Here is a 14023-nt window from a genome sequence, read left to right on the forward strand (position 1 = left end):
TAATGATAACTTAAAATTATAAATAAAAATATGTTTATTTTTTATGATTATTTGGAATACTATAGGTGTTTAACTTTTTTATGTAAGGAGAAAAATATTTATGAGTAGTAGAACTGGAATAGTAAAATGGTTTAATCAAGAAAAAGGATATGGCTTTATTTCTTGTGATGAAGGTGATGACATATTTGTACATATATCACAAGTTAAAGAAAAAGGTCCTGAAAAAGATTTGCATGAAGGTGAAAGTGTATCTTTTGATATAAGCGAAGGTGAAAAAGGCCCAATGGCTACAAATGTTCAAAAGTTATAAATAAAAGAGCTCTATTATAGAGCTCTTTTATTTTAACTTAATTAAGAATCTTTTACAGGGAATCCTGCATTCTCAATACAATCTTTTATTTCATTTTCATTTGTATTTTCATTAAACATTACTTCTATACTTCCCCTAGCTACATCTACACATACCTTTTGAACTCCACCTATATTTTCTAGAGCGTTTTTAACTTGAGTCTTATTTGTAGAACTTCCTAGTCCGTCTACTAAATAATGAATCTTATCCATACTATTTTCTCCTTTCAAATCAAATGATTCTTCTAAAATAGTATGTGTAATCTAAGCTATTAAAACCGTAGTATTATCTGGTATATTCTCATATATCCATTTAGCATTATCTGTGGCAAGTCTAATACAACCATGACTTAGAGCTTGTCCTAACCTACCATCTTTAATGTTTTTTCCACTTCTATTATACAAAATAGAATGATAATAATACCCATCAATTATTCTTGTTGCATATTTTACTGAATAGTCTGCACCTGCAAAGGTTGGCTTTCTTCCATTAATTAAAAAGATACCTTTTCTTGTTGGTGTTGAAGGTTTTCCCACTGTACTAATCCACTTATATATCCTCGTCCATTTATTATTGATTTTTTTATAAACATAAGTATATTTAGTACGTAAATTTGTTACTAAAAGATAATCAGTTTTACTCTCTAAGTTATTAGAGTTAACAAAAGCATCCATATCTGTGTTAAAGTTTGTATAGTCTAAAGAATTATATTTTTTTGAAAGATCTATATTCAAATTAAATCACCTAAAGAATATTAATATTATATTATATTCTTTAGGTGATATTATTCTCTACATTTTTTCTTATTTTTCAAAAGGATAAAATATTCCCCATTGTTCTCTTACATTATTCATAATATTTGTAACATCATATGTTAATTCCATGCTTTTAGACTTTTTATTTTCTCTTATTCTATTTTCCATGAAAAGAATCTCGTAATCTAAAGCATTTTCTGTATTTCCCTCTTCTATAACCTCTACTTTTCCATCTAAATAATTTATAGTAGCTTTATTAGCTCTTGGGAAATCATCAATTGTTACAAATCCATTATCACAAGAAACAATTCCTCTCTTAGGCATCTTAGATCTAAAAGCTAAGGAAATTACAGCCATTTCATCTTCTTTAGTCTTTAATATTATTCCTGATTGTTCATCAACACCAGTATTAGCTTTCTTAACTGTAGTTAGTATTTCTACAGGCATACTAGATAAGAAATATCTAGCAAAGGATAAAGCATAAGTTCCTATGTCTAAAAGTGCTCCTCCAGCTAAATCAATATTAAAAAATCTATTATTTTCATCATATTCTTTAAAACTTCCAAAAGAAACTTGAATCATATTAACTTTTCCCAATTCACCATTTTTAATTTTATTTAATACCTTTTCATATAATGGCATATGGAATATAGTCATTGCTTCTTCTAAAACTAAATTATTTTCTTTTGCTATTTTTAAAGCTTCATCTAATTCTTTCTTATTTACAGTTATTGCTTTCTCACAAAGAACATGTTTATTGTTATTTAAACTTTTTATCATATACTCATAATGATTACTATGTGGAGTAGCTATATATATAACATCTATTTCTTCATCATTTATCAATTCATCATAGCTTCCATAAGCTTTTTTAACATTATTTTCACTAGCAAATTTTTCAGCTCTCTCTTTATTTCTAGATGCTACAGCATAAACCTCGCCATTAACTCTATTTAAAGCCTTAGCAAAATCTCTAGCTATATTTCCTGGTCCTAATATTCCCCATTTAAGTTTTTTCATATTTTCAGCTCCCCTCTTTAATGTAAACTACGTCATTTAAATTCATTTTAAACTAATCCCGATTTTAAATCAAAGATTATTGTAAAAAAAGTTGTATTGTTTTTATTACAAATTATCTTTTTTTAAACAATAACTTATAATAAAATATTCAATACAACTTTTATTTTTTATTTGGCGATGTTTTAAACTAGTGTTGATTTTAGCTAGAACTGTAGGACCATCTTAATGAACAATTAGAGTTTCATTATCTATGAAAAAATAATAGCATTAAGAGACTTTTTCTTAATTTTATTATGACGGCAATCTCACTAAGTTCGATTGCATAAGTTCAAGGTACCAAATTAAAATTTGGACTTTCACTTAAGTTTAAAAGTCTTAGCTATTATTTTGAAATAGATAATAGAAACTTTTTGTGAAATTAAGTAGGTCTGAAGAGCTAGCTAAAATCAACACTTACCTTAAATATAGCTTTTTATCTAATTATATTTTTTAAATTTCTTACAAATACACCCTCTTCTACATTTCTACTTCTTGAGCATACTATAGCAGCTTGTATTACTGTAATTAATATAGAGGTATTTCTTCTGTAAGCAATATATTTATAATCCCATTTGTTACTAAATTTTTCTTTGAATCTTCTTAAACCTTTGAAAGAATAAAAGGCTTGTCCGTTTTCATAAACTTGAAGTGCTAATTTTTCATTCCAAAAAGCATATTTAGATAAACCTACGTTAGCTAATGGAGCCATTCCCATATTAAATATTTCATATCCTTTTTCTTTTCCATATTCAATCAGACTTATGAACATAAAATCCATTACTCCTCTTGGAGTATTCTTGCTAAATCTCATTAAATCTACTGAGAAGCTTTCATCATCATACATATACATAATATTAGCAAAAGCTTTTATTTCTCCCTCTGCATCTTTTAAGACAGCTATAGGAGCTTTATTTAAATAATCTTCATCAAAAAATCCAACTGAAAATCCTTTTTCTTTTCTTCCATCTAACCATTCATCTGATATATTTCTTAAAGAATCTAAGAACTCTCTTGAAAATGGTGGCTCAACCATATGGAAAGTATATCCTTCCTTAGTTACCTTACTTCTTGAAGTTTTTAAACTCTTCATCTTATTTCCTACAACTTTAAATTCTTTTACATCTACCTTAGCTTCTTCACCGATTTTCATGAAATCATATCCATTGGAATGAAGATAACTTATCATCTCATCATTAACTTGATAAAATACTGGTGTATAACCATAGTTATCAGCATATTCACAAAACTTTTCTATTTCCCTAAATAAATTTTCTGTATTTCCTACAGGATTTCCTAAAACAAAAAGCTTGTCTCCATATACTTCATACTGAATAAATAGATCTTTATCTTCATTTAAATAAATATATTTGTCCTTTAAAAATACTAAATGAGTTAGGGAATCTCCCTTATATTCTTCTATTATTCTTTCAACATCTTCCTTACATTCATCAAATACTCTTACAGGAATTTTTCTTCTCACATTGAAGAAATAGATAGCAACATAAATTACAGTCACTAATACAAATGCTATAAAACCAAATTTATATGCCATTTTATAAGGCATTTTACGTACTATTCCAACATACTTAAGATATCTTCCAAATCTAATTAAAATGAAGAAATAAACTGAAAAAGATGCCATTAATATTGCTGAATCTATTATTGTATTTTTACAACTCACAACGAAGCTATCTCTATAAAACATTCTTCTACTTAAATATAATATATATGCTACAATTATTATAAAAGCTAATTCATATGCATTTATTCCTCTTGTAAGTGATAGAAGTATTCCTAAAACAAGTAGAAACATGCTTGTTTTATATATACTTTTAGCTCTATACTTCATCATAAGTGATATAAGCATTATTAAGAATCCTAAAACTATGCTCATTCCCATGGAAAGTCCTAGTACTTGCTTTCCTAAAAGTTCCTTTAATAATCTTATTTTAAATAAATATTGTGGTGCTATATTTGATAAAGTTATAATAGCTCCTGATATAAATACTAATGCTACTACTACTTTATAAGCAATTTTAGAAACTATTTCATAAGGTAATCCATTAAACTTTTCATTTATTTTGCTACCAAAATCATGTATAAAAAGTAATACACCTATAACTGCTGGCACTATAAAATAACTTATTCTATAAAGTATTATAACTAATAGTGTTTGTTCTATAGGAACCCCAACACCTTCTAATCCAGTCATAAATGTTAAATCAAAAGTACCTATTCCTCCTGGAATCATACTTATTATTCCTATAACAGCAGCCTCAATATATATTGGCAAGAAAGTATTCACACTTATTGATGCGCCTGTTATTCTTAAAGTAGCATAAATTAAAATTATAGTTGTAAGCCATTCTAAGAAAGATATGAATATAGTACCTAAAGTACTGAAAAATTCTAACCTGTCCTTTGTCTTAAAATATTTATATGCTGAATAAATTATAAATCCTGGTGAATATAAAGCTATTATTGCTATGGCATACTTTATTACTCCTAAACTGTTCCAAGAATATATTTGAATTCCCATATATGTACAACAAACTATTGATAATCCTGTTAAATTTAAAGCTACTATTTTTCCTATTTCTTTTAATAGTTTCTTTTTGTCATCTACATAATCTCCATAAAAATATTGCTTAAAAGCTAAAGATGTAGCTCCTCCAAATCCAAGTAAACTTGCAATTGAACTTGCTATCCAAGAATATTTATATAATTTACTATTCTTTAATCTTATCCCTACTTTTTTCTTTAAAATAAAATCATAAAAAGATAAAGGAATATAAGAAATTATACCTAATACTGCAATTATTAATAGATTTAAAAAATCTAGTTTATTTCTATACATAAAGAAGTACTCAGTATTAAAATTTCTAAATACTGAAGTAAACTCTTTTACTATAAACAGTATAACTACCGAAACAAATGCTATTTTAAAAAATAATTTTAATTTATCCCCTATTTTTAACTTCACTTTTTATCCTCCCATTGTTCAAACTTTAATAATATTATATATTCTTAATGCAATTGTAATCCATTGATTAATATTTCATTTAGATTACAATTATGTAAGAATTCTATATTAGAATAAAAAGGAAATCAACATAGAGAAGGTTACAATTACTAGATTTAACATAATTTAATGTGAAATTTAATGTAAATTTAAGAAAAGAAAAAGAAACTAATTTTTGACGTTTTTTTGACGAAACAAAAGACTAGGAAAAATCCTAGTCTTTTATTTTTCTTAATGTCTAAATTTAAATAAAAAAATACCACATATTCCTTTTGAATAGTGCAGTATTTTTATTATATGCAAATTTATCTTTTAAATCTAAGATTTTTCATATGTAATAGCCACTTCACCGTCTCCAACTATAATAATCTTATGATTTTTATTTATTTTTTCTAATACAAGACTTTCATTTAAAGGTAATTTTATATATGCAGTAATATCATTATTATTATTTATTACAAACAAAGAAGTTTTTTCTCCCTTTATTAGTTTTACATCAGCTTTATATTCTCCGCTATCTTTAATGGAATGAATTCCTTGCTTATAAATACTTGATATTGGTATATCATTGCATTTTACATCTATAGGAGCTATTAATAAAAAAAATATAATTGATAAAAACATAAATCTTTTTTTCATTTCATCCCCTCATCTATATTTTTATCTTAAATAATCTAAATATGCATAATATCTATACTTAAATAACTACAATTATTATAATTACATCTTTAACATTAAACAACTTGCCAAAATGAAAAAGAATACAAAAAGTTTAATATAAAAAATGGATTGTATGAAAATAACTTAAAATTTATTTTCATACAATCCCTTAATGATTTTTACTAATTTAATACTAATTATTTTGTCTACTTTTTATTATTGACTTAAAGTTCATTCCAAAATCATGAATATAAAGAACTAACCCTATAGTTGCTGGCAATATAAAATAACTTATTCTATAAAGTATTATTACTAAGAAAGTTTGCTCTATAGGAACTCCCAAGGCTTTAAACCCATCTATAAAAGTTAGATCAAAAGTTCCAAGTCCTCCTGGAATCATACTTACTATACCAATAGCAGTAGCTCTTACATAGACATAGAAATATTCTGATATATTTATATAGGCCCCTGTAATAAATAATACTAAATATATCAGTAACATGTTTCCTATCCATTCTATAAAAGATATTCCTATTACCTTTAAGACAAAACCTTCTTCCTCTTTTTTCTTTTTATATTTATATAACGAATTTATAACAACTAATGGTGTATATGCAGCTATTCCAAATACTACATATTTTATAATTCCTAAATTTTTTATATCCTTAAATTCTAAGAGAATATAAATTATACATAATATAGATAAGCCACTTAAATTTAAAAATATTATCTTTCCTATTTCTTTCAAAAGCTTCTTTTTATCTTTTACATGATTTCCATAAAAGTATTGCTTAAAAGCTAATGAAGTTGCTCCACCAAATCCAAGTAAACTTGCTATGGAGCTAGCTATCCAAGAGTACTTATATAACTTTTTATTATTCATATCTATACCAACATTCTTTTTAAGAATAAAATCATAAAAAGATAAAGGTAAATATGCTATAATACCAGCAACACCTATTAGAAACAATTGTAGAAAATGCAATCTATCTCTATACATATTAAAATACTTAATGTTAAATTCTTTAAACATATTTTTAAAACCAAATATAACCATAATAAGTATTACTGTTATAAAACTTAATTTCAAGAAAAGCTTAACTTTATTATTTAATTTAATTTTCAAATCCTTTCTCTCCTTTTACTTTTGTTAACATCCTATTAAGATTATTTTACATTAAATCAAATAAAATTCAAAATTAAAAGCGATTTAAAAAAATATTTTAAATCGCTCAAAACAATATATAGACTTTTCTCAACCCATATAGAATAATTTTAAACCTTCATTCTCTCCTCAAAAACGTTTACATCTCTAAAAGAATCTTCAATATTTAAAAATACATCTTTTAACCTTTCTGAATTTATTATAGCATATTTTGATATCTCCTTGCTTCTTAAAATAGAATCATTAGGAAACTCTACTACATATTTATTCTGGTCCATAATATTATTATTTATAATAATTACATCCTTATTTTCCAAAAAAATATAAAGTTTTCTATCACTGTCGTTCATTGGTGTAAAATCTTTATTAACTTCAATATCACTCTCATTTAAAACATTTACTATTTCTTCAATACTCTCTTTTTCTATATTATTAGGTATTGTTTGATAATTTTCATATCTTCCTTTGTTCATATAATATTTAATTGATACTACTTCATCTGCTCCAATGTTAAAGGAAGTTAAATTGTTAATAAAGCTAACTATAATTATTCCCACAATGAGAGTTGCTACTATTATAGAAATTAAAATTCTTTTACTCACAAAAATTACCTCCTATACTTTTGTTTATATATTACTAATATTACCATATTTTTTAATAATTTTAAAGACATCTTGCATAACTGGTCTTTTTTCGTGCGAAATTGGTCATTCACTGTAAAAAAAATCCAAGTAACAATTCTATTTTCTATGCTAAGGAGGCATTTTTATAATAAAAAATAAAAGATATATTTAAATATATCTTTTATTTCTCTTACTATTATTTAAGTAATCAGCTAAAGTTATCTTACTTAAATCTTTTACCTGCATATTATTTAAATGTAAATATATATAATTTAAAATATCAATTTGTTCTGATACAGAAAATATATTTCCATACTTATTTTCAAAATTAATATATATAATTTCATCTATTTTTTCTTTAAATTTTAAAATTAAATTTTCAAGATTTTTAACATACTCTTCTTTAATAAAGTCTAATGCATATAAAAGCTCTATTTCTATTTTATGCTTTATATTCTCAGATCCTATAAATTTTTCTGCATCAATTAAAATTCTACTTTTTAAGAAACCTTTGTTATAAGAATCTATTAATTTAAAGAAACGTTTATTTAATGAGCTATAATCAACCTCTTGTGATTCATAAAGTTCATTCTCATCCATGCTTATCCCTAAATTGTTTTGTATATCAAAAAAGTCTTGAAAAATCTTTTTTTCAGTATTTAAATATATACTAAATATCTTCTCATTTAATATATTTAATTCTAAAACTTCATTTTTTATTATATCAACAACATTTAAATTAACATCATCACATGAAATTAGCTTTATTTCTCTTAATATTGATTTACTGCCTAAATTTATTTTTTCTTTTAATCTTTCTGTGGAATTATCTAAAAACTCTTTTAGTTCTATTAAAAATTTTTTTCTTATCTCTTTAGCTTTAACCCCAAAGCTAATTCTTAATTCATTGTGATATAGATATGATGAACTCAAATTTTCTTTATATTCACTAATATTGGGTAATATCTTATATTTTAAATTTAATAAGAGTTCCTCTATAATTTCTTCCTCTAACAATTCAGAATTCTTATCTTTTAAATTATCAATTTTAATTTCTATAATCTTGATTTCTCTTCTAACTGATTTCAACAATAAATTTAACTCATTGTTATTTTCAAAATTATTTTTACTACTATGTTCTAAGTCATCTAATCTTTCCTTTAATAATTCTAAATAACTCTTTAATTTTAAACACATTATATCTAACTTGTTTTCTTTTTCATATTTCTTTATACTACTGTATAGTTTTAAAAACCTTTCCTCTAAATCTGATAAGGTCTCATTTTCTATAATATTATCATTACTTTTTAACTCACACTCTTTAACCAGCATAATTTTTCTCCTAAAATAATACAGCTAAAACACCTACAATAGCTACAATTGAAATTAAAAAATAATATTTCTTCTCAAACTCACTTTTAAACTCATCATTAAAATATGGCTGAACTATTTCTTTATTATTACTAGCCATTTTTTTATCTATATTATTAATTTTATCTCCAAGTCTTCTAGTTACATCAATAGCATCAACATTATATTTTGCTATTGTGCTATTTAATAACTCCATAGAATTGTCCATATTAGTGTTTCCTTCTTCTAATAAATCTTTTAATTCATCCAAATCTAATTTAAAGCTATGCTGAGCTCTATCAAAATTGCTTTCTATATACTCTTTACATTCTATTAAAGCATTTCCTACTTCTAACTTATCAATTTTCAATCTATTCTCTAATTTATTGACACAGTTCATAATTTTCAAGCATTCGCCTTTTAGCATTTTATCCATTTCCTCTATTTTGCCTATATGCTCCATGGCTATATTATTACTTAACTTTATACTTTTGGTTAAATCTTCAGCTATTTCTTTTAGAGTAGATATATTGTGAATCCCTTCCTCTTGAGATAGTTCACATATATTTTTATTTATAATACCAACCTGTCTATTTAAAGCCTCAATTTCATTAAATGTCTCCTTAGCTTTCTCTTGAAGAACATATATATTAGCTCTAGCTTTAGTAGATAACTCTTCTATATTATTTAAAAACTCATTAGCTTTCTTTTCAAAGGTCTGCTCTCCCTGTTCAATACCTAAATTAAAATCTGATATAGCATCATCTAATATTACTTTTAAATTGTTCTGTAAACTTATTAAATTATTTCTATTTACTGTAGCAGTTTTTTCTGAAGTACTTGCAAGAGTCTTTATCAAATTTTCTTCTGTAAGCTTTAAATCCTTATAAATAGATTTATCAAAGACAGATTTACTTATTTCTGAAACTAATTCATTAAACTCATCTATTAAATTATCCTCATTTCTATTTTCCATAACTTCCTCCTACCCCACTACCTATATACTTTTATACACCATAAAAATTCATTTACTACTAAATCTCCCTAATAAAAGCCATAAAATTTAACTCTTCTTTACAATAATTATACTTTATTTTCCATATATGTAAATGCTTTATATGTACTGTTTTAAATAATTTAATTTTTAAAAAAAATAAACCGATAGATTAAAATCTACCGGTTTGTTTATGTTCTAATTATTATCCATTATTTTAGCTAAAAGACTCAATATTTCAGTATATAACCATATTAAAGTTACCATTAATCCAAAAGCTCCATACCACTCCATATATTTAGGATAACCATATTGTGAAGCTTTTAATATAAAGTCATAATCCATTATTAAACTTGCTGTAGCAATAACCACAACAAATAAACTAAATCCTACACCAATTATTCCTGAACCATATATAGGTAACATTATTCCAAAGAAGCTAAGTATCATTCCTACTAAGTAAATAGCCGCAATTGATATTATACCTATTAAAACACCCTTTCTAATTCTTCCAGCTATCTCTGGTGTTCTTCTGTATATAAGAACTGTTGCTACTAAGCATATTATTGTTAAAAGAATAGCAGGAAATACTATACCTGGGAATACATTTTCAAAGTATCTTGATATAGAACCTAAAAGAACACCCTCAAAAGCAGCATAGAAAACTGCTGTATATTGTGCAACCTTTGGTATAAAAGATGTTAAAAAACCTAAAATTAAGGCTCCTATTGATGATACAATTAATGCACTTCTATAATTTATATCAGGATTTTGAAATGCTATCCAACTATAAACAAAAGCAACTCCTAAGATTGCTGTCATTATTAATATCTTAACTATAGTCCCTCCTACTGTCATGGTAGTTCCATCACTAACGGCCTTTTCAAAGCCAAGGGTTAATGCAGGATTTGATTCTTTTCTCATATTCTTACCTCCTTATATAAATATAATTTATTTACTATAGTTTAAATTATATAGTCAAAGTATGTCAAATTTGTTTCATTTTATACTTTAAATATATAAATCTTATGTATTATTTTATCAAAACCCATTTATAATTATTAAATTTAAAAATATAAAGGCTGTATTAAAAGTAAATATAAAATATAAATATAATATTTTTTGTATATTCATATCTTATTTTATATTTCAATACAGCCTTTCTTTAGTCTTCCTCTGAATCAACCCACTCATTTAAGCAATAATTCCCAAAAGTTTCTTTTATTATATTATTACTATTGCATCTAGGACACTTTTTATTATTTTTAAAAAATAAAATTCTCTTAAATAATCCTATATTAAATTCATTACCACAATCAATACAAATGAATCCATAAGTGCATACCATCCAAAGTTTGTATAAAAAAATTTCTAAAAATACATATGTTAAAAAGAGTATTCTACTACTTAACTTCATTGGTTTTAATATATACGCAATTACAGCTGTTGAAATCAATATAATACTAAAAATTATTACACTAATTTTATTTTTTTTAGATTTCATATGAAATTGCTCCTTAATATTATTAAATAACCTTTTCTACTCCTCACTTCTTAAATAAGAATCTATTGACTTAGCAGCTTTTTTACCTGCTCCCATGGCAAGTATAACTGTAGCAGCTCCTGTCACAGCATCTCCACCAGCATAAACACCCTTTAGGGAAGTCTTTAAACTTTCCTCTTCAACAATAAGACATCCTTTCTTATTAACCTCTAGTCCTTTTGTAGTTGATGATATTAATGGATTAGGTGAGGTTCCTAAAGACATTATTACGCTATCTACTTCCATAATAAATTCTGACCCTTCAATTTTCATTGGTTTTCTTCTACCTGATGAATCAGCTTCTCCAAGCTTCATTCTTATACATTTTATTCCTTTAACCCATCCTTTTTCATCAGTTAATATTTCAATAGGATTAGTTAAAATATCTAAAATCACTCCTTCTTCCTTAGCATGATGGACTTCTTCCAATCTAGCAGGTAGTTCTTTCTCACTTCTTCTATAAATTATGTGAGTTTCAGCACCTAATCTTAAAGCTGTTCTAGCAGCATCCATAGCAACATTTCCCCCACCAACTACAGCCACCTTATTTCCTAAGTTTAAAGGAGTATTACATTCCCCTTGAAAAGCCTTCATAAGATTGACTCTAGTTAATACTTCATTGGCTGAAAAGACTCCGTTAGCAGTTTCTCCTGGAATTCCCATAAATTTAGGAAGGCCTGCCCCTGATCCTATAAAAACTGCTTTAAACCCTTCATTTTCTATTAACTCATTAATATCAACAGTCTTTCCAACAACAACATTGTTTTCTATTTTTACTCCTAATTTTTTTATTTGTTCTATTTCATACTTAACCACCTCTTCCTTAGGTAGTCTAAATTCAGGAATTCCATAAACTAAAACTCCACCAGCCTCATGCAATGCTTCGAAAATAGTTACATTGTAACCTAACTTAGCTAATTCTCCTGCACAAGTTAACCCTGCTGGTCCACTTCCAATTACAGCGACCTTTTCTAAATTTTTATTATTTCTTTTTAAAATGCTTATTGAATTTTTCTTAGCCCAATCTGCTATAAATCGTTCTAATTGCCCTATAGATACTGCTTCTCCTTTTATTCCCAAAACACATTTTCCTTCACATTGAACTTCTTGTGGGCAAACTCTTCCACATACTGCTGGTAAAGAATTATATTTTGATAACTCCTCAAATGATGATGAAAAATCCCCTTTTTTTATAAAAGATATAAAACCTGGTATATTTACAGAAACAGGGCATCCTTCTACACACTTAGGATTTTTGCATCCTAGACACCTATTTGCTTCTTCCATAGCCTCTTCTGCCTTATATCCTAATGAAACTTCATTAAAATTATTTGCTCTTTCTAAAGAATCTTGCTCCCTAACTTTAACTCTTTTCTTTTTTAAATTACTCATTTCTTAAATCACCTCTACATCCACATCCACCATGACTGTGTGTTTTTCCCTCTTTAAGCTTTAAAAAAGCTCTTCCTTCCTCAGTTTTATACATAGCTTGTCTTCTAATTGATTCATCAAAATCTACTAGATGTCCATCAAACTCTGGGCCATCAACACAAGCAAACTTAACTTCTCCTCCTACTGTAACCCTACATGCGCCACACATACCTGTTCCATCAACCATTATAGGATTTAGGCTTACTATAGTCGGAATATTTAACTCCTTTGTAAGATTACACATAAATTTCATCATTATCATAGGTCCAATTACAATTGCCTTATCATATTTTAATCCCTTATTTTTAACTAAATCACTTAATAGTTCAGTTACTTTACCTTTAAATCCATAACTTCCATCATCCGTTGCTATATATAAGTTTTCAGAAACTTCCTTAAGCTCCTTTTCAAATATTAATAACTCCTTATTTCTAGCTCCTACTATAACATCTGCCTTAATCCCCCTACTATGAAGCCATTTTACTTGAGGATATATAGGTGCGGCTCCTACACCTCCAGCTACAAAGAGTATTTTTTTATTTTTTAACTTTTCAATATCCTCATGTATGAACTCACTTTCTTTTCCTAAGGGACCAACAAAATCATTTATATAGTCTCCTTTATTGTATTTTCCAAGCTCTATGGTAGTTGCTCCAAGACTTTGAACAACAATAGTTACACTTTTATCTTTAGCATTATAATCAGCTATTGTTAAAGGAATTCTCTCTCCCTCTTCATTAGTTCTAAGTATTATAAATTGACCAGGCTTAGCTTTATTAGCTACTCTTGGTGCTTCTACTTTCATTAAATAAACGGACTCACTTAAATATTTTTTCTCTAAAATCTTAAACATAGAACTAAACTCCCCTAAATTTTTAATAATTTTTAAGTAAATAAAAAGAACTGTATCAAACTAACTCCAAAAACTTATAAATATATTCCGAGAATTACTAGATTTTAAGTGAAAGTCTAAATTTTAATTTAGCTTCTTGAACTTATACAATGGAACTTTAGTTACATTGTAGTCATTAATTATAGCAATTACTTCGAAGAATTTACTAAAGCTTCGAAA

14 protein-coding genes are annotated in these 14023 nt (G+C 26.2%); 1 reads left to right on the top strand and 13 read right to left on the bottom strand.

Features of this window, described 5'->3' with window-relative positions:
- Positions 1 to 100 precede the first annotated feature (100 nt).
- Positions 101 to 310, top strand: a complete 210-nt coding sequence (locus AC2JAQ_RS08090) for a cold-shock protein (protein WP_110028513.1) — start codon at positions 101 to 103, stop codon at positions 308 to 310.
- A gap of 41 nt (positions 311 to 351) precedes the next feature.
- On the opposite strand, the gene AC2JAQ_RS08095 is transcribed toward AC2JAQ_RS08090, so the two are convergent.
- The 13 genes from AC2JAQ_RS08095 to AC2JAQ_RS08155 all read right to left on the bottom strand — a co-directional run bounded on the left by AC2JAQ_RS08095 (position 352) and on the right by AC2JAQ_RS08155 (position 13804).
- Positions 352 to 561, bottom strand: a complete 210-nt coding sequence (locus AC2JAQ_RS08095; protein ID WP_488455974.1) for a heavy-metal-associated domain-containing protein — start codon at positions 559 to 561, stop codon at positions 352 to 354.
- 51 nt (positions 562 to 612) lie between these two features.
- Positions 613 to 1023, bottom strand: a complete 411-nt coding sequence (locus AC2JAQ_RS08100) for a L,D-transpeptidase (protein WP_488458792.1) — start codon at positions 1021 to 1023, stop codon at positions 613 to 615.
- 129 nt (positions 1024 to 1152) lie between these two features.
- Positions 1153 to 2124, bottom strand: a complete 972-nt coding sequence (locus tag AC2JAQ_RS08105; RefSeq protein ID WP_488455975.1) for a Gfo/Idh/MocA family protein — start codon at positions 2122 to 2124, stop codon at positions 1153 to 1155.
- Between the two features lie 472 nt (positions 2125 to 2596).
- Positions 2597 to 5146 carry a bifunctional lysylphosphatidylglycerol flippase/synthetase MprF gene (gene mprF, locus AC2JAQ_RS08110; RefSeq protein ID WP_488455976.1) on the bottom strand — a complete coding sequence of 850 codons (2550 nt, stop codon included), beginning with the start codon at positions 5144 to 5146 and terminating at the stop codon, positions 2597 to 2599.
- A gap of 357 nt (positions 5147 to 5503) precedes the next feature.
- A complete protein-coding gene (locus AC2JAQ_RS08115) occupies positions 5504 to 5824 on the bottom strand; it encodes a hypothetical protein (RefSeq protein WP_488455977.1) in 321 nt (106 codons plus the stop codon).
- A 214-nt stretch (positions 5825 to 6038) separates the two neighbouring features.
- Entirely contained in the window at positions 6039 to 6971 is a 933-nt protein-coding gene (locus AC2JAQ_RS08120; protein ID WP_488455978.1) for a flippase-like domain-containing protein, read from the bottom strand.
- A 149-nt stretch (positions 6972 to 7120) separates the two neighbouring features.
- Entirely contained in the window at positions 7121 to 7612 is a 492-nt protein-coding gene (locus AC2JAQ_RS08125) for a hypothetical protein (protein ID WP_488455979.1), read from the bottom strand.
- 189 nt (positions 7613 to 7801) lie between these two features.
- Entirely contained in the window at positions 7802 to 8965 is a 1164-nt protein-coding gene (locus tag AC2JAQ_RS08130; RefSeq protein ID WP_488455980.1) for a hypothetical protein, read from the bottom strand.
- 10 nt (positions 8966 to 8975) lie between these two features.
- Complete coding sequence (locus tag AC2JAQ_RS08135; protein WP_488455981.1) at positions 8976 to 9959, bottom strand: hypothetical protein; 984 nt, start codon at positions 9957 to 9959, stop codon at positions 8976 to 8978.
- A gap of 216 nt (positions 9960 to 10175) precedes the next feature.
- Complete coding sequence (locus tag AC2JAQ_RS08140) at positions 10176 to 10901, bottom strand: Bax inhibitor-1/YccA family protein (protein ID WP_488455982.1); 726 nt, start codon at positions 10899 to 10901, stop codon at positions 10176 to 10178.
- A 241-nt stretch (positions 10902 to 11142) separates the two neighbouring features.
- Positions 11143 to 11481 carry a hypothetical protein gene (locus tag AC2JAQ_RS08145; protein ID WP_488455983.1) on the bottom strand — a complete coding sequence of 113 codons (339 nt, stop codon included), beginning with the start codon at positions 11479 to 11481 and terminating at the stop codon, positions 11143 to 11145.
- A gap of 36 nt (positions 11482 to 11517) precedes the next feature.
- Positions 11518 to 12912: an NADPH-dependent glutamate synthase gene (gene gltA, locus AC2JAQ_RS08150; RefSeq protein WP_488455984.1), complete on the bottom strand. Its 1395-nt coding sequence runs from the start codon at positions 12910 to 12912 to the stop codon at positions 11518 to 11520.
- Positions 12905 to 13804, bottom strand: a complete 900-nt coding sequence (locus tag AC2JAQ_RS08155; RefSeq protein ID WP_488455985.1) for a sulfide/dihydroorotate dehydrogenase-like FAD/NAD-binding protein — start codon at positions 13802 to 13804, stop codon at positions 12905 to 12907. The genes gltA and AC2JAQ_RS08155 overlap by 8 nt, the downstream gene beginning before the upstream one ends.
- Between the last annotated feature and the right edge of the window lie 219 nt (positions 13805 to 14023).

The sequence above is a fragment of the Clostridium sp. LIBA-8553 genome (assembly GCF_057782465.1).